Genomic DNA, 22,770 nt, shown 5'->3' with positions numbered 1-22,770 from the left:
CCCCTTATTCACCGTTGTATTAGTTTGGAAACCTTATTATGTGCTCTACGGCTCTTAAGCCCTTCGCAAAACAAATCTCACGATTCAGTGGTTAACATGAACCCAATTAAGAGCACACGATCCATCTGCCCCGAATGCCTCCAAGCGTTAGACGCTGAAATCTTCGAGGACGGCGGCAAAGTCTTCATCAAGAAAACGTGTCCCCAACACGGCGAGTTTACGGAACTTTACTGGTCAGACTACGACCAATACATGCGGGCGGAGAAGTTCCGCTTCGACGGTGAAGGCATGGAGAACCCCCGCACCAAAAAAGAAAAAGGCTGCCCCTACGACTGTGGCATATGCCCAGAACATAAGTCCAACACTGCACTGGCAATCATCGACATAACAAATCGCTGCAACCTCAAATGCCCCGTTTGCTTCGCCAACGCTTCCGCCGCGGGTTACGTCTACGAACCCACTGCCCAAGAAGTTACCGCTATGCTGGAAAACCTGCGGGCAAACAGACCCGTGCCTGCTACGGCGTTGCAGTTCAGCGGCGGCGAACCCACCATCCGCAACGAACTTTTTGACTTTATTCGAAAAGCCAAAGAACTGGGCTTTAGACATGTGGAAGTTAACACGAACGGCGTTCGAATAAGCAAAGACCTCGAATATGCCAAGCAATTGCGGGCGACTGGCGTCAGCACCATCTACTTGCAGTTTGACGGGTTAACCTCTGATGTTTACAAGTTTATCCGTGGCGTGGATCTGGTGGACACCAAAATGAAAGCCATCCAGAACCTTCGGGAAGCAGGTTTTAACAGCATCGTTCTGGTCGTTACGTTGGTGAAAGGCGTTAACGACACACAGCTAGGCGACATTATAAAGTTCGCCACCGACAACTTCGATGTTATCCGGTGCATAAACGTGCAGCCCGTTTCCCTCTGCGGACGCATTCCTCAGCAGGAACGCGAAAAAATGCGCATCACCATCCCCGACTTCATGCGGCTTGTTGAAGAGCAAACTAACGGAGTTGTGAAAGCTGACGACTTTTATCCCGTCCCAACGGTAGCGCCTGTCTCCAAAGCCGTCGGCTCCATCAAAGACAAAAACTACATCGAATTCACTGGGCATCCCCACTGCGGCATGGCAACCTACCTGTTTGTAGAAGACGGCAAAACCACCCCCATAACCCACATAGCTAACGTGGACAAATTCATCGAGGCCCTGAAAAAGGTTTGCGAGGAATCTCAAAAAGGCAACAAGAACCGCGCCAAACTGCAGTTAGTTAATGCGTCACGTCACGTGAAGTTCAGTTTCCTACGCAAATACGTGTTCCGGGTGCTTTCTGAGGGTAGTTATGAGAGTCTTGGTGACTTGCAGCGAAAATCGCTTCTGCTAACTTCCATGCACTTTATGGACCCCTACAACTTTGACTTAGAACGGGTCCAGCGATGCCTGATTCACTATGCTCTGCCAGATGGGCGGATTATTCCGTTCTGCACCTACAACAGTCTTCATCGCACCGAAGTCGAAAAGAAACTTGGCGTCCCAATTAAAGAGTGGCAAAACAAGCATAAGGTTGAAATAAGCCAGCCAGTCTAGAACAGGAACGCAAGTGATAATCATGGGTGGAAAAAAGAAGCTCGGCTTAAAGCAGATGGAACGCCAGCAAGGCAAAGAAGACGCAGCTAAAGCCGCGAAAGAAAAGAAAGACAAAAAAGCGGGACCACCAAAAGAAAAGAAAACAATCATCAACGTGATTCCGCCAGACGCCAAAAACGAGCGCATCGTTGCTGAAATCAAGAAAATGCCCGTTCTGACACCCTACGCTGTTTCCACAAAATATGGTGTCAAGATTAGTGCAGCTAAACAGTTCCTTGGTCAGCTTCAGCAGAACGGCTCAGTTGAACTCGTTTCAGGCAACCACACAATTAAAGTCTACAAGCCCTGCGCATAATTACCTGCGCAGTTTAGGCTTCATTTTCGGTTATTTTGGGGGCATTGGTTTTGAGTTTTCCAGAAAGAGTATACACCGAAGAAGAACACAAAGCAGCCAAAATGCTGGTGGACGCTGGCTACAGGCATGACTTGACCGTGCAGGGTGACGACAGCTTTGTGGAGAAAGTAAATGCGGCTCTTGAGTTGGCAAAAACCGCGGGGTGTTATGATTTTCTCAGAACTTACCTTAGGCAAATAATTGAGATAGACGGCTTAACCCAACTGCGGGAAACCGAAGTCGCCATCTGGGCTAACAAGTTCGCCGTAGAAAACGAAGTTGATTTTGCCAGTTTGCTAGTGCAGAAAGCTTACCACATGAAGGAGTATCTGGACGGCGAACTCTACTATGGCGGGGCTTCAGAAAAACGAACCGTACAAAAACGCATGGAGTTCCTAGAACAGCTGCAGAACAAAACAGGCGATGCCAAAGTAAAAGAGGAATGTGAGCGGCTGCTAGAGATGTGGCGTGAAAGCTCACTCGCTTACTAGCTGCTCTACCCGTATTCGGGTTCCACTTTTTATTTGCTTAAAGATTTCCAAGTTTTTGGTAATTTTCCCCAGATTACTCACCGGACTATACGGTTGGGATTGCCCGTAAAACACGCACAATGCCCCGCCCATAGGCCAAAACGCTATGGCGCCTGTTTCCACAGTTGGTTTGGCTTTTTCTTCTCCCATTTTTAGGGGGATTTCAAAATAGATTTCTTCTTTGTAGAGGGCGGCGCGTCCTTCGATGGGGAGTTTGCGGACGATTGTGTCAACTGTTCTGGGCGCCATAAACCGTACTAGTTCGCCTTCGGCTTCGCCTAAACCCTCGATTTGAAACTTTATTTTTACACGGGAAACTTCACTCAATGTTTCTACCTTCTTTGAGAAATGCCTATGAACCTCTAAGGCAAACAGGTGTACCTAATATGCTAAGTTCATATTTAACATTTGCAGTAAACCTGCAGTTTACCCGACGTTTAAGACAGCAACTTTAATACTGTTTCGCCGATAAACTCCGCCTGTTCTTCGGTGACGCTTGGGTGAATAGGCAACGAGAAAACCTGCTTTGCCGCTTTCTCGGTTTCCTCAAGCTTAACTGACCCAAAATTGTTCAAGTAATAGGGCATCGTGTGAACGGGGTTCAGGTAGTAAGCTTCTGCGCCAATCCCGTTTTGGTGAAGTGCATCTAAAAGCTGGTTACGTTCAGCTTCATTCCCGTTGTAAAGCCTTGCCGTGTAGAGGTACCAACTGTGCTTCCCGTTTTTAGGCTCTGCGGGCAGGCAAAGCTTGTTGGATTGGGACAAAAGTTGGGTTAGTTTCTGCGCGTTTTGGGTGCGTTTTGCCACGAAATTAGGGAGCTTTTCAAGCTGTACGGAACCTATGGCCGCTTGAATTTCTGACATGCGGTAGTTGCATCCCAACATTTCCGAGGCATACTTGGCTTTTTCTCCATGCGTCCGAATCATCCTCAAACGTTCAGCTATTTCATCATCGTTTGTGGTCACGACGCCGCCTTCGCCGGTGGTTATGTTTTTGCTTGCATACAAGCTCCAACACGCTGCGTCAGCAAACGCACCTGCGGCTTTCCCTCTGTAGGCTAAGCCGTGAGCTTGGGCGGCATCCTCCACAACCGCTAAGCCATATTTGTCGGCGACTTCACGAATGGACGACATGTCGGCGGATAACCCATAAAGGTCCACGGGCACAATGGCTTTGGTTTGTTTTGTGATTCTCTTTTCAACTTCGTTAGGCGCCACGTTGTAGGTTTCAGGGTCTATGTCGGCAAATACGGGTTTGCCGCCAGCCAAAACAACCGCTTCCGCCGTAGCCACAAACGTGAAACTGGGCAAGATAACTTCGTCGCCCGCTTTGATGCCTGCCGCTGAAATTGCCGCATGCAACGCAGCCGTACCCGTGTTCACTGCCACTGCATGCTTAGCATCTGCCATCTTGGCAAAGCTTTTTTCGAATTTAGTGACTTCTGGTCCTGCGCCAAGGCTGCTGGTGAGGTAGCCGCTGCGCATGACTTTAACGACCGCTTGAATTTCTTCTTCGCCAACTCGGGGGAGATTAATAGGTATCAACGGTTGCGCCTCAGGATGGAAAACAATGCCTAAGAGGATATTTCAATTTATCTGACTGCTTTAAAAGGAAAAGAAGAAAAAGAAAATTTGGTTGTTGTTTATTTGAACAGGGGGACTTCAATTTTTTCTGGTTCGAAATCCACCAGTTTGCCGCTGAAGAACTGGTCGTAGGCTGAAAGGTCCAGCAAGCCGTGTCCGCTGTAGTTCATGGCGATGATTTTCTTCTCGCCCGTCTTCTTGCATTCCAAGGCTTTGTCTATGACGTATTTGAGGGAGTGCGCTGTTTCTGGGGCGATTACGAAGCCTTCGGTTTGGGCAAGAGTTTGTGCTGCTTCAAAGATTTCTTTTTGGTGGTATGCGACGGATTTCATGTATCCCTTGTGAATCAGGTACGACACGAGTGGGGCCATGCCGTGGTATCTGAGGCCGCCTGCGTGGATGGGTGGGCAAGCGTAGTTGTGTCCGAGGGTGAGCATTTTGACGATGGGTGCTGTGGCTGCGGTGTCGCCGTAGTCGTAGGTGTAGACGCCTCTGGTTGTGTGTGGAACGGCTTTGGATTCGCAGGCAACAAATTCGATGTCGGATTTGCCTTTGAGTTTGTCAGCCATGAAGGGGAAGCTAAAGCCAGCATAGTTGGAGCCGCCTCCGATGCATCCGCAAACGATGTCGGGTTTCTTGTCGATGAGGTCAAACTGTTTCTGGGCTTCTTGACCGATTATGGTTTGGTGCATGCAGACGTGGTTGAGCACCGAACCTAAGGTGTAGCGTGTGTTTTCGTCGGTCATGCAATCCTCCACTGCTTCGCTGATGGCGATGCCTAAGGAGCCGACGTGGTTGGGGTCTTCTTTGAGGAGTTTTCTGCCAAACTCGGTGTTGTCGCTTGGTGAAGGAAGCATCTCCGCACCATAGAGTTGGGCGATGAGTCGCCTGCCAGGTTTTTGGAAGTAGCTGGCGCGAACCATGTAGATACGGCATTCCAAATCGAACATTTTAGCGGAATACGCCAACGCGGTGCCCCATTGACCTGCGCCCGTTTCGGTGACCAGCCTTGTGATTCCTTGTTTCATGTTGTAGTAAGCTTGGGGTATGGCGGAGTTGGTTTTGTGACTGCCTGCGGGACTGAACTGTTCACATTTAAAGTAGATTTCCGCGGGAGTTCCCAAAAACTTCTCCAAGCGGCGTGCGCGGTACAGCGGGGAAGGTCTGGGGAGGCGGATGTAGGCATCGTAGACTTCGTCGGGGATTTTGACGTAGCGTTCCTGCGCCATTTCCTGCATTACGAGTTCTTTTCCGAAGATGCGGAACAGTTTTTCGGGGTTTATGGGTTCTTTTGTTTCTGGGTCCAGTGGTGGTGGGAGAGGTTCCGGGAGGTCAGCTTGAATGTTGTACCATGAGGTGGGAGTTTCGTCTATGGGTAATGTGACGAAATAGTCTTCGTTTAGTGGTTTCGCCATTTTTTACACCTGTAATGTGTATTTGATAATTCTACTGCGTTATAACTTCTGCTGTGTTGAACAACAAAAACTAGGGAACATATTTATGCGTTATTGTACCGAAATGTACTTGAATACGTGGCTTGCATGTGGAGCTTAATCAAAAAACACTTCAAAGAATACCCTGAACGGCTCAAAGTTGCACGTGTCCTTGTGGAAAACGGGTTAACCGTGAGGAACCAGAAAATCTACCTAAACCAAATCGAGATTCCACCTATTCGCATCGCAAGAGTCGCCACCGTAGACCGCCGAACAGTCAACGAAACTGTCCGCGCCATAAAAGGCAACCGTGAACTCCGCCTCATATTCGAAGAAATCCGCCCCGCAGGACACTCTCTGAAAGAAATCGCCAAACACCTCAACCTGGGCGTTGTAGAAATAACACCCGTGGACGCAAAAGCCCACGGCATCCTGGCAAACTCTGCTATGCTTCTCACAAACGGCGGCTTGAGTATCCGTCAGGCAATTGTGGATGACCCTGAACTTTCGCCTGAGCCAAAGTTGACGTTGATTGTGGAAAAGAAGCTTTCTGGCGAATTGATTTCGCAACTGCTTAAAATTGAGGGGGTCGCTAAGGTATCCGTTTACTAGCTGAATTTTTTCTGCCTGATTTAACATTAATGTGACAATTGGCGAGTTTTTGGGTTGTTTATTTCATGTTAAGTAATACCTGCTTCTAGAAAAATTTATATGCCTATGCTGTTTTGTTGTTGTTCGCATTAAGGGGTTTATGGAATTTGTCGTCAAATGTACAAGCTGGCGGTGTGCCAGTTCTCGTCCTAAAAGAAGGCACTAACAGGTCTCGCGGAAAAGAAGCCCAAAACACCAACATGACCGCCGCTAAAATTGTAGCGGAAAGTGTCCGAAGCGCTTTAGGTCCCAAAGGCATGGACAAAATGCTCGTCGATAACTTCGGCGATGTCACAATCACAAGTGACGGACGCACCATCTTAGATGAGATGGATGTTCAGAACCCTGCAGCAAAGATGCTGGTTGAAGTTGCCAAGGCACAGGACAACGAAGCAGGCGACGGAACAACCTCCGCCGTTGTGGTGGCAGGTGAACTTTTAACCAAAGCCGAAGACCTCTTGGAAAAGAACATTCACCCAACCGTAATCACCGACGGCTACAAAATTGCCCAAGAAAAAGCCTTGGAAACTTTAGAAAAAATTGCACTACCCATAGACCTCCAAGACACCAGTTACCTCAAAAAAGCCGCCGTCACCTCCATGGCAAGCAAACTTGTCGCTGAACACAAAGATGCTTTGGCTGACATTGTGGTAAACGCCATGCTTGCAGTTGCAGAAAAACAAGGCGACGGCTACAAAGCTGACGTAGATGATGTGTTGGTGGAAAAGAAAACGGGTGACTCCATTAAGGAAACCAGCCTCATAAATGGCATTGTAATTGACAAAGAAATTGTCCACTCCGGCATGCCTAAACGGGTGGAAAACGCCAAAATTGCGTTGCTGGACTGTTCTTTGGAACTCGAAAAAACTGAGTATGATTCCAAACTTAACATTGACAGCCCCGAGCAGATTGAGGCTTTCCTCGCACAAGAAGAAACCATGCTCAAAGCTATGGCAGACAAAATTGCGGCTTCGGGCGCAAACGTGGTTATCTGCCAAAAAGGCATTGATGACATGGTGCAGCACTTCCTCTCCAAGAAAGGCATCTCAGCCATTCGCCGAGCCAAAAAATCCGACATGGAACGCTTAGCCAAAGCCACCTGCGGCAGCATCGTCAGCAACATCGAATCCCTTACCGCCGACGACCTTGGTCAGGCAGCGTTGGTGGAGGAACGAAAAATTGCCGAGGACAAAATGACCTTTATCGAAGGATGCAAACAACCCAAGGCAGTCACCATTCTAATCCGCGGGTCATCCCCACGGCTAAACAACGAAACGGAGCGGTCAATTCACGACGCACTATGTGTGGTTCGAGATTTGATTCGGGAGCCCAAAATTGTTGCTGGCGGCGGAGCCCCAGAACTCGAAATGGCTATGACTCTTAAAAAGTACGCCGAAACCCAATCTGGCAGAGAGCAGCTGGCTATTAAAGCCTTTGCTGAAGCCCTCGAAGTCATAGCTACAACGCTGGTTGAGAACGCGGGGTTAGACCCCATTGATGTCATCTCTGACTTGCGGTCCAGACACGAAAAAGGCGAAACATGGGCTGGATTTGAAGTTTTATCTGGCAAAGTGCAAGACATGCACAAAGTAGGCGTGTTTGAGCCAGTTGCAGTAAAGAAGCAGATACTCAAGTCAGCTGGTGAAGCAGCCACATTGATTTTGAAAATCGATGATGTGATCGCTGCCGAAAAAATGAAAACACCCCCAACACCGCCCGGCGGAATGGGCGGAGGCATGGGTGGCATGGACGGAATGGGAGGCTTCTAAACGGCGATTCAAGAAAACGTTGAAGTCGGTCCCCCAAAAATAACCCGCTTCGAGAAAGCCCGCATCGTAGGTGCAAGGTCCCTACAGATATCCATGGGTGCCCCCATCCTAATCGAAGTGGACAGTAGCCTAACAAGCCCCATCGACATCGCCCTCAGAGAACTCGAAGTCGGCATCCTTCCCATGACGGTTCGACGCACACTACCCGACGGAACCTTCCAAGACATTCCCCTAAAATGGCTCATGGTAGCCTAAAATCGGGTTCTTTTTGTTTTTCCCTTTTCTGTTTTGCTTCTTTAAGCGTTGCCTCTATATTAGTCCAATGTGCGCCTTGCCAGTAGACGGTTCCACAGTTTGGGCACCTCCAAAAAGCATCATAGTGTGCAAACGTGTTTTTTTGGACTTGGTTGACAATTTCTTGCTTTGAGGCAGTGGCAAGTTTGGTGTTGCATTTAGGACAACGTGACTGCTTCAAATCGATTTCTATAGGCAACTGAAAACGCATAGATAGTTCAGCTAACCGTTCAGGCTCGGTTTTGCCCTCCACGTAGTAGACCTCTACGCCCCTAGCAGTTGCCTGCTGATAGAGCGCTAAATCCCTTGTGAGTAGTACGCGGGCTTCCTTTTTCGCGTTTTCCAAGAGCTCAACGTCGTCTGCAGTGGAGTACTTGGCGTCATGTCCCATCATGCGTAACCAACGAGTCAACTTTCCCAACATACCATCCAAAAGGAAATTCACGTTTTGGCTCTCCGAATCACCCTGCCGCTTCCAGGCTTAGCCACGATTGCGCCTTCATCCATGACCAAAACGCCATTCACAAAAGTTTTCAAAGGTTTACCCTGAACTTCCCACTTGTCAAACGGCGAAAACTTGGCTTTGGACTTAAACCGCGAAGCATCAATCTTGAATTTCGCGTTAAAATCAACCACAACCAAATCCGCATTCTTGCCCTCCTGCAAACTTCCCCGCTCAGCCAAATGAAAAATTTCGGCAGGTTTTTCACAGAGAACTTCCAGGGCGCGTGCGAGCGTCAACTGGTTTTTGTGAACTGCTGTGAGGGTTAACGGGAGGATGGTTTCTAGTCCGGGTATGCCAACTTTTACTTCCCAAATGGTGGCTGCGTCTTTTTCTTCTGGGGCATGAGGGGCATGGTCGGAGCCAACGGTGTCAATGGTGCCGTCGGTGAGTCCTTTCCAGAGTGCTTCCACGTTTTCTCTGGTTCGCAGGGGTGGCAGCATTACCGCCGTAGCCCCCTCCTCCTCATAGGCGTCTTGGGTGAGTAAAAGGTGGTGAGGGGTAACTTCACACGTTACTGGGGTGCCTGCCTTTTTTGCTTCTGCTACGGCTTCTACGGCGTTTTGAGTGGAAAGATGGCATATGTGCAGATGCATTTTTTTGATTTGGGCACTTAGCGCAAGTACGCGTTTGACCGCAGCTAATTCCACGTTGTCGTTGTGGGCTTTCAGGAAAGTGGGCATGTCGTTTTTGTGGGATAGTTTAGCCTTCTCGATGGCTTTCTTAAGCATCAGGTGGTCTTCAGCGTGAACCGCAACTGGAACCCCTGCCTTCCCGGCAACCCCAAACGCTTCTCTTAGTGCTTGGTCATCGTCAATATTTAACCCGCCCAACTGCTCAGCCATAAACAGCTTAAAACCCACTGTGCCTTCCCCAACAATTCCCTTAATCTCTTGCAGGTCCGTGGGGAACTCTGAGTAGAAACCCACATTAACCAACACGCGGCGAGCGGCAGTTTGCATACGGGTTCGCAATGCGTCACCACTCATGGTCATGGGTGCGTTGTTTGGCATATCCAAAACCGTGGTTACTCCACCCGCCGCAGCCGCCTCAGTTCCAGTTTGAAACGTTTCTTTGTAGACTTTGTTTTCGTCACGTAAATGAACGTGTTCATCGATTATTCCGGGCAGAACCAGCATGTGATGCAGGTCTATTTTTTGGTCGGCTTTTGGCATGTTGGTTTCTTTGCCGATTTTCTGAATTTTGCCCTCTTCAAGGGCGAAGCTGCAGTCCACAATTTCGCCTTGTACGAAAATTTTTGTGTTGGTTAGCACCGTGTCAACAATCAAATCTAACGCGTCCTGTTTTAGCTAGAAGAGTTACGGTGGCTTATTTGCTTATTTAAACCCAAACAAGAAAGGAAAGAATTTTGTTACTCTGCTTCTTCCACTTCTATTCGGCAATCCTCACACAGGAACTGTCCATTCTTGTCTTTGAGGTCTTCTGAGTAAACTCCGCAGCGGTCACAGTAACCCGAAAGAGGCGTTTCTTCTTCAACTTGCTCCTCTGAGGTGTTGGAGCCTTCAATTCGAAAACGCTCCTGAATTATCTCAATAAGTTCAGGCATGACGCCTAAAATGTCCCTGCTGGAAACCAGCCCGATGAGGTCGCCTCGGTAAATTACGCCTAATCTTCGAACATCTAATCGGCTCATTATTCTGGCCGCATCACTTATGCTTGCTTCAGGGTCAATTGTAGCAAGGGGAGCTGTCATGACATCTTTGGCTGTTACAGTTTCGGGTTTAAGATTTTTTGCTAAGACTCGAACGACAAGGTCACGTTCAGTTATCATGCCCAAAGGTTTTCCATCTTCATTTGTGACGATTACGCAGCCGAATTTGTTTTGATCCATCAGTTTTGCGATTTTATTAGAGGGGGCTTCCTCGTCGGTTGTTACAACAGGGCTGCTCATCACGTCTTTTACAAGCATCCGCGTTCTTAATCCAATTTCAGACATAATAATCCACGTCTCAACAGCTTTTTGATAGCATGCCATGTTCAAGTCAAGAGAATGGTGATGCGCAATTTAAGAGTTTTCCACACGCTGCCCCCTTGGGGTTTTCCGTGGAGGTTTTGAGACTTTTGGATGTTTATTCATTGATGCTGCTTGTAAGTTGGCTTCTAATTTTTGGATAATCATAGATGCAGCCAACCATAGCTTTTTTCAAAGCTCCAAGAGCACATATATAAGTCAGTGGAATAGTAAATTGTGTTACAGAATTAAAGAGGATTCCGAAATTGCCATTTAAACGTAAAAGCCGAGGACGTTCCAAAGGAAGCAAAGGAAGCAGCAGCTTAGTTCAATGTGCAAACTGTGGGCAGCAGGTGCCAAGAGACAAAGCTAAGCGGTCCACTCGTCGAGTGTCTTTTGTTGAGCCCCAACTAGCTAAAGAGCTAAGGCAGCAAGGCACGTACATCGCTTCTTGGGTGGACACTAAATGGTACTGTGTTTCCTGCGCTGTACACCGCGGCATCGTGAAAGTTCGCTCTGAAAGTGAACGGCATTCACGTCCCAAACGGCGATAATCCTCGTCGTTTTCTTCTTTAACCTCAAAATGTACTTTATTCTATAAATTTTAGTTATATCCTGCGTTGTTGAGCAAGCTTTCCTACTAAACTGAGCATTAACTTTTTCTGGTGCTTATTTCTTTGCGTTTAGTGTTATATACACATGTCTTGCCCTTTGTAAAACCGTTATCGTCGCCAAAACCGCAATAGCAACTACGCCGATGTTTAAGGCGGGAAGCCAAAAAATGCCGGCTATGCTTGCGGCGGCAAGAATTAGGATGCGTTCTGGTCTTTCTGCAAATCCGATGGACTCCATTTTAATACCAACAGCTTCTGCTCTTGCACGGCTGTAGCTTACCATAAAGGAACTTGCCAGTGCAGCTAACCCGGCAATGAGGATGAATTGGGCGTTTATGATTATTCCTGCACCGCTGATTATGATGCCTGCAAACGCAAACGAGTCCGAGTACCTGTCCAGAAGAGAATCTAAAAAGCCTCCAAAGGGGCTTGCTTGTTTGTAGGTGCGTGCCAATATGCCGTCTAAGGTGTCGCAGAATCCAGATGCCATTAGTGAAAACACGGCAGCAAGTAACCACAGTGGTTGTTCTTGGCTGGTTAATGCGTAGCAAACCCCCGCCGTGAACGACAAGATGAATCCTATGGCTGAAACGATGTTGGGGGTTAAGCCTATTTTGTGGGCAACGGCGGCTTCCGAGGCGAGTGCCTGTTGGACTTTTTGTTTTAGTTTAGTGAGCATGTCGGATTCTTAGTTTTGTATGTTGCCTCTTGTTATTAAAGTTGGGGCTGTTGTTGATTTTTTGTTTGTGTTGTGAATGTGTAAAGGTATGCTTGGTTGAAGGTTTAGACAGCGCCATTTCTTGTCCCTTTCTGGTTTAGGTTGCGTCGTCTGGGACGCGTTTTGGTTGCGTATTCAAGGCAACATTGTTGATCCCCAGAGAACATATAAGGGAGAATCCGAAATAGTAAAACAGTAACGCTCTGTCGCGGACAGACGCGAGCATACCCGGCAAACGTTACATAAACACGTAAGGAGTAAACAAATATGGCAGAAAATGCAGACGTTATCTTCGTCGGAAATAAACCGCCAATGAGCTATGTTTTGGCAATCATAACCAGTCTCTCCTCAGGAAACTCAAAAGAAATAACCCTTAAAGCCCGAGGCCAAGCAATAACGACCGCCGTGGACGTGGCTGAAATAGCCCGAAACAGATTTGTGAAAGACCTCAAAGTTAGCAAAATCGCGATTGGGACTGCTGAGATGCCACCACGAGAGGGAGAGACCAAGTCTAGAATGGTTTCTACGATGGAAATAACATTGAAGAAGTAGCCAAAACAGAGCAAGTAACCGAAAATATTTTCGCATATTTTTCCTTATTTTCTTTTTCCTTTTTGTAGTTTTAACTACACTTTTAAATTTAACTTGGGGTTGCCTTATGGCTTGGCTTTCAAAACTTCTGTTCTTTCCTGAACTCACTACCCTCAGCTGAAACGCATGGGGCCTTTACCGTTGAAGGAGAAAACACCTCTCCTCATGCAAAACGTTTATTGGTGCACTCCCTCCCTATCCTAATGTTGCGGTTCCTCTTGTCCTTTGGCAAGTGCCCTTTACTGTAAATCCCCGCAAAACTGCAAAGCCCAACGCGAAAACGCGGCAACTTCCGACAAAAACATCACTTCGCTGGGTTAGAATTGTCAGTTAATGCACCACAACCTATAAATTCGCGGAGAAAAAAACTAATGAAGCCAACAAAGAAACTAGGAGTGCCACGTTAGCTATGTCGGAGAGTAACTCGGTGCTGATCGGACGCAAACCAGTCATGAATTACGTGCTTGCATGTATCACTCTCTTTCACGCTGGCGCAAAAGAAGTTAACATCAAGGCACGTGGAAAGTCCATTTGTCACGCGATTGATGTGGCTGAAGTCGTCAGACGACGGTTCCTTCCTAACGTGAAAATAACAAAAGTCGACATTGGAACCGACCAGCTTTCCTTTCAACAAAGTGAAGGCAATAACCTCACCAACGTGAGCACCATCGAGATAACCTTAACGCAATAACTTTAACTCGCCTTGGAGCAAAGAGTGCTCCTTCAAAATTTGCAGGTCTCCAAATGAAAACCGAACTTTGCAGTTTCTGCCTCAAAAGTGGCATGCTATGCCAAAAATGTTCCGCCAAAGTTAAAGCTGGCGAAATCAGCGAATTAGACCTTCGAATCGCGCGTGCTCTGTTGATTCTTGAAGAGAAATATCCCTCGCTGCAGAACGTTTGCTTCTATAAAGCCGTGGATGCCAACCGCACCATAGCTTTAATGGTGGGTCATGGTGATGTACCTAGACTGCTTGGGTATGGCGGTAAAATTGTCAAGGCTCTTAGCGAAGAAACGGGTAAATCCATTCGGGTCTTGGAGAATGGTGTGGATGACCGCAAGTTCCTTGAAGACCTTTTCACACCACTCAATATTTTAACGATAAATAAAATTTGGTTGCCTGACGGGACCACCGAGACTCGAGTGATTTTACGCAAAAAACGTGGCGCACAGTTGCCTTTCGATTTGGCGGCCATCAAAGAGATTGCACAATCTGTGCGGAAAATGTCTTTGCGCGTAGAATTCGCAGATTAACCGCTCAACGGAGAAACCATTTATGATGTTGGATTCAATGGGAGACTGGGTCAGAACACACTATACCTCAAACGTTACGCCTTCTCTTGATGGCGCAGAAGTTACCCTTTTTGGTTGGGTTCAAGAAGTCCGCGATTTAGGCGGCATACGCTTTGTTATCCTGCAAGACCGCGAAGGCACAATACAAGTCACCATCCTAAAGAAACGGGTTTCCCCTGAAGTTTTAGCAAAATCGGATGCTCTGCAGAAACGTTTCAGCATAGGCATCAAAGGCACCGTCAAGAAAACCACCATGACCCCCAGAGGCGTCGAAGTCATCCCAACAGAACTTCGCATCTTCAACATAGCCGTCGAACAGCTTCCCCTCGACATAACGGGCAAAACGCCTGCAAACATCGAAGCCCGCCTTGACGCACGCGCATTAGACCTTTGCCAAGAACAAAACGTGGCAGCGTTCACAATTCAGCATCATGCAGTTAAAGCCATCAGGGAATTCCTCTTCGAAAAAGGGTTCCTTGAACTGCACACTCCCCGCATTATTGCCTCCGCCACTGAAGGAGGAGCAGAATTGTTCCCTGTGGACTATTTTGGTCAGAAAGCTTACCTCGCTCAAAGTCCGCAGCTCTACAAAGAACAGCTGACCATGAGCATGGAGAAAGTCTTCGAAGTTGGTCCCTTTTTCCGCGCCGAGCTGTCCCATACCCGCAGGCACTTAAGCGAATTCGTTTCCGTAGACGTAGAAGAAGCGTTTGCAAACGCTGAGGGCGTCATGAAGCTTCTGGAGCAAGTCATTCATCACACTTGTAAGGTGGTGGCTGAGCAATGCAGCAAAGAACTGGCGGCGTTAAAGTATCGGGCAACGGTTCCTGAGCTTCCATTCAAACGTTTTACCTACGACGAAGTTTTGGCAGACCTGCACAAAGAAGACGTTGATATCCCTTGGGGCGAGGACATCTCAACGGAGGCTTTCCGGGTTTTGGGCAAAGACCGCGGATACTATTACTTCATTACTGATTGGCCCACCCACTCCAAGGCGTTCTACATCAAACCTAAGGATGGCAAACCTGAGCTTTGTGAAGGGTTCGATTTGATGTGGCGGTGGATTGAATTGGTTTCAGGCGGAACCCGAATCGCTGATAAACAGGTTCTCATGGAACGTATGAAAGAGAAAGGGCTTAACCCCGATTCCTTCAAGTATCATCTGCAGGCTTTTGATTACGGTATGCCGCCGCATGCAGGTTGGGCAATCGGGTTGGAACGGTTAACGATGGTTTTGACGGGGAAGAAGAACATTCGCGAAGTGGCGTTATACCCCCGTGACCAAATGCGGTTAACCCCCTAACTTTCTTTTTCGTCAACGTTTTTTCTGTTGGTTTCTTGTGTTTCTTGTCTTTTGTTAGTTTTGCAGTTCTGCTTTGTGTCTTTTAGGCGTCAAATTCTTAAGTAACCTCACTATTGTAAAGTTTTAATTTAACATACTACTAAAAACAGGATGACCAATGTGGAGCCTTTAACCAAACGTTCTATCCAACTCTTAAAACGATTATACAATAAAGGGCAATCAACAAACACCTACACCCTGCGTGTCAAACAAGACGAGTTGTCCAAACAACTGGACATAAGCAGACAAGCCCTAAACGTACATCTGCGCAAACTCAAAAGTGCCGGATACATCCGCACAGGACGCGGTTTCATTGACGTTACCGAGAAAGGGCTCACAGCATTAGGCGTTTCCACAACGCCCGCATTCATACTCATCAAGGTTTCCCCCGTAAAACGCATCGACGTTTACGAAAAACTCAGGGAACTTTTCATCGCACGCGCCTTCCGCATTGCAGGAGATTTGGATGTCCTTATCATGGTTGAACGCGAAAACATGGATAACACCCTCAAAAAACTCTACACCATCGACGGCATAACAGACACCCGTAGCTACGTAACCATCGAAATCATAAAATAACTTCCCTCCCCTCTCTATATGGGGACATGTTTTTGAAGCTCTACGAGTACGAAGCAAAATCACTCTTTTCCCTTTACAATTTACCAACACCCAAAGGCACAACAACAACCAGCAGTCAACAAGCATACGACATAGCAGCCCAGTTTTGCACACCCGTAGCAGTTAAGGCACAGGTGTTGGTTGCAGGACGAGGAAAAGTCGGCGGCATTTTGTTTGCCAAAACTCCTCAACAAGCCAAAGAAGCAGCCCAGAACCTGCTGAACTCCAAAATCAAAGGTGAAGCGGTCACAAAAGTTTTGGTGGAAGAGCAGGTTTCTGTCAGGAGGGAACTTTATTTTGGGTTAACCGTTGACCGGTTCAACCGCTGCTATGTTGCTGTGGCTTCTGAGGCGGGTGGTGTAGATATTGAAGAGGTCGCAGAGAAACGCCCCGAAAAAATCTACAAGCAGCTCCTTGACTCCCAGTTGGGTTTGCGCCTTTTTCATGCCCGACAGATTGCTAAAGGTTTGGGGTATAGTGGCAGTCAGATGCTTGAGTTAGCCCAGCTTTTGCAGAACATGTATCGGCTAAGCATGGATTACGACGCTCAACTGGCTGAGATGAACCCGCTGGTGGAAACCACCGATGGACGGTTTGTTGCAGTGGATGCGCGTCTTATTTTGGATGACAACGCGCTTTTTCAGCATCCGCAATACCTCCAACTACGGATGGAACACCAAAGAGACTTGGCTACCCAAGAGTATGAAGCCCAACAAAACGGGTTAGAGTATGTCTTGCTTGACGGGGACATAGGGGTTGTGGGTAACGGTGCAGGGCTTGTTATGGCAACCATGGACCTGATCGCTCTCTACGGTGGGCAACCAGCCAACTTTCTGGACATGGGCGGAGGTGCGCCTTTGCAACGAATCAAAGCTGCCCTTGAAGCTGTCCTGTCTAACCCGAAAGTCAAAGTGTTGTTTGTGAACATTGTGGGTGGCATAACCCATTGTGACGAAGTGGCGAAAAGCATCCTCTTGGTTAGGCAACAACTCAAAACCCCCAAGCCTTTGGTGGTCAGATTGATGGGAACCAATGAGGCAGAAGGAAAACGCATCCTGACTGACGCTGGGGTGCCGGTTTTTGACAGAATGGAAAAAGCTGCCTCCAGAGCCGTAAAACTCGCCCAGATGGAGGTTGCTTAAATGGGGATACTGGTTGATTCCAAAACTCGCGTCATTGTTCAGGGCATCACGGGGAAACAGGGCAGTTTTCACACGAACCTCATGCGGCATTACGGCACACGCATCGTAGCTGGCGTCAGCCCAGGCAAAGGCGGAACCCAACTTGACGGCGTACCCGTTTACGACACGGTGCACGACGCTCAACTGGACCACACTGCGGATGCTTCAGTTATTTTCGTACCTGCCTTGTTTGCGGCTGACGCAGCCCTCGAAGCATTGGCGGGCGGCATCCGGCTGGTTGTCATAGTCACGGAGCATGTTCCAATAAAAGATGCAATCGCCGTGATGAGTTACGCGGCGCAACGCAACGCGGTGGTTGTGGGTCCAAACACCCCCGGTGTTATCACACCAGGAAAATGCAAGGTGGGGATTATGCCTTCCAGCGAGTTTTCTGAAGGCAACGTGGGCATTCTTTCCAGAAGCGGTACTTTAACCTACGAAATAGCAGCCGACTTGACTCACGCTGGTCTGGGGCAGTCTACCTGTGTAGGTGTAGGCGGGGACCCAGTGACAGGCTTAAACTTCATTGAAGCGCTGGACATGTTTAGAGTTGACCCCCAAACCAGAGCAGTGACATTGATTGGCGAGATAGGCGGCAACTTGGAGGAGCTTACCGCTCAGTACCTCTCCAAAGTGCATTATCCTAAACCTGTTGTAGCCTACATAGCTGGACGTTCAGCACCTACAGGGCGACGGATGGGTCACGCAGGCGCCATTGTCATGGGCAAGTCGGGTACGGCAGAAACCAAAACCTCAGTTTTAGAGGCTGCAGGCGTTCAGGTTGCCAAAAAACCTAGCGAAGTCGCCAAACTGTTGCTTCAAGGGCTTGGTTGAGAACGTTTTTGGTGTCACTCTGTGCGGTTTGAGGCAAAAGGTATATTTGAAAGTTAGCCATCAAAGGTATAGCCCGAAAAGAAGGTCACATTGATGCCAGTATTAGATCCTTTAAAGAAATCCATAGCACAGAAAGCTCGCTTGTACAAGAAAATCTGCAGGGACTGTGGAATCAGAAATGCCGCAACGGCCACAAAATGCCGCAAATGCCACAGCAAAAACCTGCGGTGGAAGAAGCGAGAACTAGTCAAGTAGTTTTCCTTTCTCTTTGCTTTCCCGGTACTCAACCGTTTATGGCTGTCTTCTAAACGTTATTTCTTTTGCTTTCTTCTATGATGTCGTTTTTAGCTGCCGCGGTTTAACCCTGATTTTCTCGCAAAAGCTCTCCGCAGACCCAATTTTATCCGCTGACGAAACATTTTGCAGTGGGGGTGCTGCTTTGCGCCATGTTCGCCTGAAAAAATCCTCCGCCATCGTCACTAACCCCACGTTGTTTGTCCAAAGTGCCTTGGTGCAGTTTGGGTCAGGTTTAGGGTCAGCCGCTAAGAACAATTCTTTTTTGTCCACAGAACAAAACATAACAGGAAGCGGTTTGCGAACATACCTGACTTCGTAGGTGTCTTCTTTTGTCCAGCCTCGTTTAACAGGTGTCATGACCTGCACTTTTTCTGGAACGTTAGAAATCACTTTGACTTTAACTCCCCTTGAGATAGCGTTTAGTAGCGGTGCAGGTAAATCATCCTTTTCTGGTTCCCCGACGTAAGTCATGATGGTGTGTATGCTTCTTTGTGCCGCATCAAACGCTTGCCCAATCCTGCGGCAATGTGCCTCTTTTTCAGGAATTAACACAAATTCATGAATCTTTTCAGGCCCCTCAGCATTCTCAGGTTTTTCAATTAACTCTTGGGTTTCCGCTTTCACCTTGAGGTACTCATCAGTTCGGTCCCGAAATAGCTTTTCTGCTGCTTCCTTTAGCGGTAGTGCCCGGAATTTGATGGGTTTCTCCAGAATCTTTTCTACAAGCCCTTTCTCTTGTAGCGACAACATTATCTGGTAAATGTTTTGACGTGCCACTTTCGAAGTTTTCGCAATTGCCTTGTTTGAGGCTTCCCCCAGTTCAATAACGGCAAGAAACGTTTTTGCCTGCAAAAGGGTGAGCCCTAAATCCATTAAGGTTTTGATGTCTTCCTCTCTCAATCTTTCCTCTCCAATTGGCAGTTGTAATCTGCACTGGTCTTATGATTTGTTGCGTTTGATTTTTAAAATTGTCTGAACCTGTCTGAATATGCTATTCTTGCCATTTTTTAAAAACTATGCCCACGAATAGGGTTTCAGGAATCTTTGGAGAGAGATACCTGTGAAAAAATCCAACAAAAAACCAAAACTATTGTTATCCATCATCATGATGCTGGCTCTTGCAACAACTCTTGTGGCTTTGCCTAGCACCAATGCACATTCTCCCCCATGGGATGTCCCCACTTGGTGCTATGTTGCCGTCACAAACAACCCTATAGGCGTTGGTCAGCTGATGGATATCGTTTTCTGGCTAAATGCGTACCCGCCAACAGCAAACGGCGCCTACGGTGACCGATGGACCTTTAATGTCGAAGTTACAAAGCCGGACGGGACAATGGAAACACTTGGTCCAATTATTTCCGACCCTGTAGGTTCAGGATTCACACACTTCACGCCCGACCAAATCGGCGAGTATACGGTTGTGGCCAAGTTTGAAGCAAAAACCATAACTGGTGAACCCTTCCCACCCGACTGGTCCCCTATGTCCTCGGGAGCCACCAGCATAAATGACACCTATCTTGCTAGTTCAAGCGACCCCGTTTACTTCATGGCGCAAAAGGACCAAATAGAAGCCTGGCAGGAACCCCCGCTGCCGACCCAATACTGGGAGGTACCCGTTAACAGTGCCAACAGAAACTGGGCTTCCTTAGTGGGTAACTGGCTAGGCGGCGCAGCTCAAACCGACGGACCCACTTCCCTGTACGCTTACGGCGTAGGACCCGAATCTGCTCACATCCTCTGGACAAGGGAAGAATGGGCAGGCGGCATCATGGATGAACGGTTCGGCGACACTGGCTACCAAACGGAACACTACGATGGCATAAGCTTTGACCCGATAATACTTAACGGAAAAATCTACTACAACAGCGTTGCCGCTCCCCACATGGGGTGGTGGTGCGTTGACCTTTACACAGGCGAAACCGTCTACTACCACAACACCACTGGACCAGTTCGGGGCATAACTTTCTCTGGGTTTGACTACTCGGGCGGCATCAGCGGTGAAGCCTTGGCATTTGGACAAATCTATGATTACGAATCCCCAAATCAACATGGCGGCTTCCCCTACCTTTGGAGCACTGGTGCCATGAACGGCTACTCTGGAATAACCGGCGGCTCAACTTGGATGCTTTTTGACGCCGTCATGGGCAACTACATCTGTGACCTTATCAACGTTCCTTCTTGGGCAGTAGGCGGCGGCTTTTTTGGTCCTCCACCAGGAGTGAACGTTTACGGCAAAGATGGAAGCCTGTTATGGTACAACATTGTCGATGTAAACGGAGCCAACTACCTGCAATGCTGGAACACTAGTCGTGCACTCTGGGACAGGCCTTTCAGCTCAAACACCTACTGGATGTGGAGAACCTACCTGAATTACACCTTTGACGGTAACAACGGCTACTCCTTGAACGTATCCGTACCCCAAATGCCCGGTAGCATACTTGCAGTTCGTGAAGACCAGTTCGTTATCGGGGGGACTTCGGGTAAGAATAATGGTGCCTACGTTGAGGAGGGTAACCTTTGGGCGCTGAGTCTTGAACCAGGCCAAGAAGGCACCCTGCTGTGGGACATCACGTATACTCCACCCGAAACCGTCGTGCCTGATACAGTGGCGGGCGGCATATTCGGCGGCGGACTAATGAGCGGACCAACCGTTGACCCTGAAGACGGTGTTTTCATATTCAACGAACCCATGACACGACAGTGGTGGGGCTTTAACTTAGAAACTGGTGACCCCATCTGGGGACCAACCGAACCCGAAAACAGCTGGAACTACTATGGCATGAGCGCAACAATCTACGATGGTAAACTCATCTCTTACGGAGGAGGCATGGCAGGTACCGACTTAGTTGCATACGACATAACCACGGGAGACAAACTTTGGACTTATGTTCCCGCTCAGGAAGGCTTTGAATCCCCATACGGAACCTACCCCCTGATGTTAGCGGCAGTCTGTGATGGCAAACTTTACATGTACTCCACTGAACACTCCCCAAGCCAACCCCTCTGGCGCGGCTCCTACATGCGATGCATAAACGCCACTAACGGGGACGAAATCTGGAAGCTTCTTCTTTGGGACGGAACCTACAACGGCGGTGCAATCTCGGACGGTTACCTACTAGGCCTTAACCATTACGACAACAAAATCTACTGCATCGGCAAAGGACCCAGCCAAACAACAGTATCTGCACCCCAAACAGTGCTGCCTCTTGGGACATCAGTGTTCTTAACTGGAACCGTCACCGACCAATCTCCTGGAGCCCCCGGAACCCCCGCCATCTGCGACGAAGACATGCAGGATTGGATGGAGTACCTCTACGAGCAGCAGATATTTCCAAAAGACGCCAAGGGCGTCACGGTACATCTAACGGCAGTTGACCCTAACGGTAACACCCAAGAAATCGGTAACGCATTTAGCGACATTGGCGGAAGCTTTGGAATTGCTTGGGCTCCTCCTGTTGAAGGCACCTACCAAGTCACGGCGACCTTTGAAGGCAGCAAATCCTACGGTAGTTCATATGCAACCACTCACTTCGCAGTTGGTTCTGCAGCCGTATCACCCGTGGTCACCCCCCTGCCTTCTGCGTCAGCACCCGCACCCACTTTAGCGCCAACAAAAACTGCATCTTCGTTGGCTCCTGAATCTCCCTCGCCAAGCATTGCTCCGCAGCCAACCAGTGGTATGCCAACGACAACTTACATCGCGATAGGCGCCGCAGTCGTAATCATAGTTGCCGCAGCCTTAGCGCTTCGGAGACGAAAATAACAACAACCCTTTTTTCTTTGACCGCATCGAGAAGGGGCTGAATGACCTGGAATGATTGTCAACCTGCTGTTGAGTTTTCATTCTTTCTCTCCTATGTTTTGCCCATTTGGGTCCAGCAAACCCTTCTCATAACCGTAAGTGGCGGACCCGCTGGGATTCGATAGCCCTGACACGAATTTATCCTGTTGCCGCTTGATGAATTAACTGCCTTAGGTGGCTGGTAAGCACTGCGAGCTGGTGGTTTTCGAGGTCTTCTTCATTCCTGTAGGTTGTTGCACCTTCAGCTAGTGCCTCTTTTGTCATTAGCTGCTCTGGATTCATTCCTAGCGTCCGTATCATTTCCTTAGCCGTTTGGAGTTTGCTGATTTGCGTCTTTTGTCTGATGCATAGACCGGATACTGAGTAAACAGTGCGTAGCTTGTCTATGCCCAGGCTCTGGATATCATGGTAAGTGTCTATGGTATGACCCATCATGTAGTCAACGTAATCTCCTTGAACGCCGAGTGCTATCATCTGTGTCTTGAAGTATTTGCGTAGGCTAAACGCGCTGTAATTTAGCACGAAATCAGCTTAAAAGGCAAATATTGGGCTTATACGCTAATAAAACCTCCGATTCAACCTTAAAACGCTAATTGACACTAAGGTCTAAGGAATAAAAACTTTATTCCTGGTTATTCCCGGAAGTATACTGCTTATTGGGTTTACCGTGCTGCTATTTATTCGGAAACGAATCTTCAAGAAAGCTTAAATAGTCATGAGCTGAATTATCTCTTCAGGATTTTCACGACCGGAATTTATGATGCC

At 48.2% G+C, this 22,770-nt stretch carries 25 protein-coding genes; 16 read left to right on the top strand and 9 right to left on the bottom strand.

Annotation, left to right across the window (positions count from 1 at the left end):
* The first annotated feature begins 96 nt into the window (after positions 1 to 96).
* Genes tes through ACBZ72_11370 form a run of 3 tightly spaced genes read left to right on the top strand, consistent with a single transcriptional unit; the run spans position 97 to position 2,472 of the window.
* A complete protein-coding gene (gene tes / locus ACBZ72_11380) occupies positions 97 to 1,587 on the top strand; it encodes a tetraether lipid synthase Tes (GenBank protein XES76761.1) in 1,491 nt (496 codons plus the stop codon).
* Positions 1,588 to 1,609: 22 nt separating this feature from the next.
* Positions 1,610 to 1,942, top strand: coding sequence for a hypothetical protein (locus ACBZ72_11375; GenBank protein XES76760.1), 333 nt, complete (start codon positions 1,610 to 1,612; stop codon positions 1,940 to 1,942).
* A 50-nt stretch (positions 1,943 to 1,992) separates the two neighbouring features.
* Complete coding sequence (locus ACBZ72_11370; GenBank protein ID XES76759.1) at positions 1,993 to 2,472, top strand: hypothetical protein; 480 nt, start codon at positions 1,993 to 1,995, stop codon at positions 2,470 to 2,472.
* Here the strand turns inward: ACBZ72_11370 and ACBZ72_11365 are convergent.
* The 3 genes from ACBZ72_11365 to ACBZ72_11355 all read right to left on the bottom strand — a co-directional run bounded on the left by ACBZ72_11365 (position 2,458) and on the right by ACBZ72_11355 (position 5,509).
* Complete coding sequence (locus ACBZ72_11365; GenBank protein XES76758.1) at positions 2,458 to 2,838, bottom strand: cyclophilin-like fold protein; 381 nt, start codon at positions 2,836 to 2,838, stop codon at positions 2,458 to 2,460. The two genes, ACBZ72_11370 and ACBZ72_11365, sit on opposite strands and share 15 nt — an antisense overlap.
* A gap of 110 nt (positions 2,839 to 2,948) precedes the next feature.
* The gene (locus tag ACBZ72_11360; protein XES76757.1) at positions 2,949 to 4,055 is read right to left on the bottom strand and encodes a DegT/DnrJ/EryC1/StrS family aminotransferase; all 1,107 of its coding nucleotides are present in this window, start codon (positions 4,053 to 4,055) and stop codon (positions 2,949 to 2,951) included.
* Between the two features lie 98 nt (positions 4,056 to 4,153).
* A complete protein-coding gene (locus tag ACBZ72_11355; GenBank protein ID XES76756.1) occupies positions 4,154 to 5,509 on the bottom strand; it encodes a TrpB-like pyridoxal phosphate-dependent enzyme in 1,356 nt (451 codons plus the stop codon).
* 126 nt (positions 5,510 to 5,635) lie between these two features.
* Between ACBZ72_11355 and ACBZ72_11350 the strand changes: the two genes are divergently transcribed.
* The 3 genes from ACBZ72_11350 to ACBZ72_11340 all read left to right on the top strand — a co-directional run bounded on the left by ACBZ72_11350 (position 5,636) and on the right by ACBZ72_11340 (position 8,202).
* Entirely contained in the window at positions 5,636 to 6,139 is a 504-nt protein-coding gene (locus ACBZ72_11350) for an amino acid-binding protein (GenBank protein XES76755.1), read from the top strand.
* Between the two features lie 146 nt (positions 6,140 to 6,285).
* Entirely contained in the window at positions 6,286 to 7,947 is a 1,662-nt protein-coding gene (thsB, locus tag ACBZ72_11345) for a thermosome subunit beta (protein XES76754.1), read from the top strand.
* A gap of 6 nt (positions 7,948 to 7,953) precedes the next feature.
* Entirely contained in the window at positions 7,954 to 8,202 is a 249-nt protein-coding gene (locus tag ACBZ72_11340) for a DNA-directed RNA polymerase subunit K (protein XES78685.1), read from the top strand.
* Here ACBZ72_11340 and ACBZ72_11335 read toward each other — a convergent pair.
* The 3 genes from ACBZ72_11335 to ACBZ72_11325 all read right to left on the bottom strand — a co-directional run bounded on the left by ACBZ72_11335 (position 8,189) and on the right by ACBZ72_11325 (position 10,700).
* A complete protein-coding gene (locus tag ACBZ72_11335) occupies positions 8,189 to 8,686 on the bottom strand; it encodes a Mut7-C RNAse domain-containing protein (GenBank protein XES76753.1) in 498 nt (165 codons plus the stop codon). The genes ACBZ72_11340 and ACBZ72_11335 overlap by 14 nt on opposite strands.
* On the bottom strand, positions 8,683 to 10,032 hold the full coding sequence (locus ACBZ72_11330; GenBank protein XES76752.1) for a dihydroorotase family protein: 1,350 nt from the start codon (positions 10,030 to 10,032) through the stop codon (positions 8,683 to 8,685). The genes ACBZ72_11335 and ACBZ72_11330 overlap by 4 nt, the downstream gene beginning before the upstream one ends.
* 83 nt (positions 10,033 to 10,115) lie before the next feature.
* Positions 10,116 to 10,700 (bottom strand): cyclic nucleotide-binding/CBS domain-containing protein, encoded by a 585-nt coding sequence (locus tag ACBZ72_11325; protein ID XES76751.1) that lies wholly within the window; start codon positions 10,698 to 10,700, stop codon positions 10,116 to 10,118.
* Between the two features lie 281 nt (positions 10,701 to 10,981).
* Here ACBZ72_11325 and ACBZ72_11320 point away from each other — a divergent pair, with 281 nt between their 5' ends.
* The gene (locus ACBZ72_11320) at positions 10,982 to 11,269 is read left to right on the top strand and encodes a 30S ribosomal protein S26e (GenBank protein XES76750.1); all 288 of its coding nucleotides are present in this window, start codon (positions 10,982 to 10,984) and stop codon (positions 11,267 to 11,269) included.
* Between the two features lie 115 nt (positions 11,270 to 11,384).
* Here the strand turns inward: ACBZ72_11320 and ACBZ72_11315 are convergent, their stop codons facing one another.
* Positions 11,385 to 12,008, bottom strand: coding sequence for a CDP-alcohol phosphatidyltransferase family protein (locus ACBZ72_11315; protein XES76749.1), 624 nt, complete (start codon positions 12,006 to 12,008; stop codon positions 11,385 to 11,387).
* Positions 12,009 to 12,314: 306 nt separating this feature from the next.
* Here ACBZ72_11315 and albA (ACBZ72_11310) point away from each other — a divergent pair, with 306 nt between their 5' ends.
* The 8 genes from albA (ACBZ72_11310) (at position 12,315) to ACBZ72_11275 (ending at position 18,161) form a co-directional block, all read left to right on the top strand.
* Positions 12,315 to 12,599, top strand: coding sequence for a DNA-binding protein Alba (albA, locus tag ACBZ72_11310; GenBank protein ID XES76748.1), 285 nt, complete (start codon positions 12,315 to 12,317; stop codon positions 12,597 to 12,599).
* A gap of 448 nt (positions 12,600 to 13,047) precedes the next feature.
* Positions 13,048 to 13,329, top strand: a complete 282-nt coding sequence (albA, locus tag ACBZ72_11305) for a DNA-binding protein Alba (GenBank protein ID XES76747.1) — start codon at positions 13,048 to 13,050, stop codon at positions 13,327 to 13,329.
* 53 nt (positions 13,330 to 13,382) lie between these two features.
* On the top strand, positions 13,383 to 13,892 hold the full coding sequence (locus ACBZ72_11300; protein XES76746.1) for a hypothetical protein: 510 nt from the start codon (positions 13,383 to 13,385) through the stop codon (positions 13,890 to 13,892).
* A 22-nt stretch (positions 13,893 to 13,914) separates the two neighbouring features.
* Positions 13,915 to 15,234, top strand: a complete 1,320-nt coding sequence (gene aspS, locus ACBZ72_11295) for an aspartate--tRNA(Asn) ligase (protein XES76745.1) — start codon at positions 13,915 to 13,917, stop codon at positions 15,232 to 15,234.
* Positions 15,235 to 15,393: 159 nt separating this feature from the next.
* A complete protein-coding gene (locus tag ACBZ72_11290; protein ID XES76744.1) occupies positions 15,394 to 15,852 on the top strand; it encodes a helix-turn-helix domain-containing protein in 459 nt (152 codons plus the stop codon).
* 32 nt (positions 15,853 to 15,884) lie between these two features.
* Entirely contained in the window at positions 15,885 to 17,033 is a 1,149-nt protein-coding gene (sucC, locus tag ACBZ72_11285) for an ADP-forming succinate--CoA ligase subunit beta (GenBank protein ID XES76743.1), read from the top strand.
* A complete protein-coding gene (gene sucD / locus ACBZ72_11280; GenBank protein XES76742.1) occupies positions 17,034 to 17,906 on the top strand; it encodes a succinate--CoA ligase subunit alpha in 873 nt (290 codons plus the stop codon). It abuts the gene before it with no gap.
* 93 nt (positions 17,907 to 17,999) lie between these two features.
* The gene (locus ACBZ72_11275) at positions 18,000 to 18,161 is read left to right on the top strand and encodes a 50S ribosomal protein L40e (protein XES76741.1); all 162 of its coding nucleotides are present in this window, start codon (positions 18,000 to 18,002) and stop codon (positions 18,159 to 18,161) included.
* A 75-nt stretch (positions 18,162 to 18,236) separates the two neighbouring features.
* On the opposite strand, the gene ACBZ72_11270 is transcribed toward ACBZ72_11275, so the two are convergent.
* Positions 18,237 to 19,103, bottom strand: a complete 867-nt coding sequence (locus ACBZ72_11270) for a TrmB family transcriptional regulator (protein XES76740.1) — start codon at positions 19,101 to 19,103, stop codon at positions 18,237 to 18,239.
* A 160-nt stretch (positions 19,104 to 19,263) separates the two neighbouring features.
* Between ACBZ72_11270 and ACBZ72_11265 the strand changes: the two genes are divergently transcribed.
* On the top strand, positions 19,264 to 21,966 hold the full coding sequence (locus ACBZ72_11265; GenBank protein XES76739.1) for a hypothetical protein: 2,703 nt from the start codon (positions 19,264 to 19,266) through the stop codon (positions 21,964 to 21,966).
* 177 nt (positions 21,967 to 22,143) lie between these two features.
* Here ACBZ72_11265 and ACBZ72_11260 read toward each other — a convergent pair whose 3' ends face one another.
* A complete protein-coding gene (locus tag ACBZ72_11260) occupies positions 22,144 to 22,527 on the bottom strand; it encodes a hypothetical protein (protein ID XES76738.1) in 384 nt (127 codons plus the stop codon).
* Positions 22,528 to 22,770: the final 243 nt, after the last annotated feature.

The organism is Candidatus Bathyarchaeia archaeon, from assembly GCA_041447175.1.
In the GTDB taxonomy this organism is placed as follows: Archaea; Thermoproteota; Bathyarchaeia; order Bathyarchaeales; family Bathycorpusculaceae; genus JADGNF01.
This window is presented reverse-complemented; position numbering and strand designations above follow the sequence as displayed.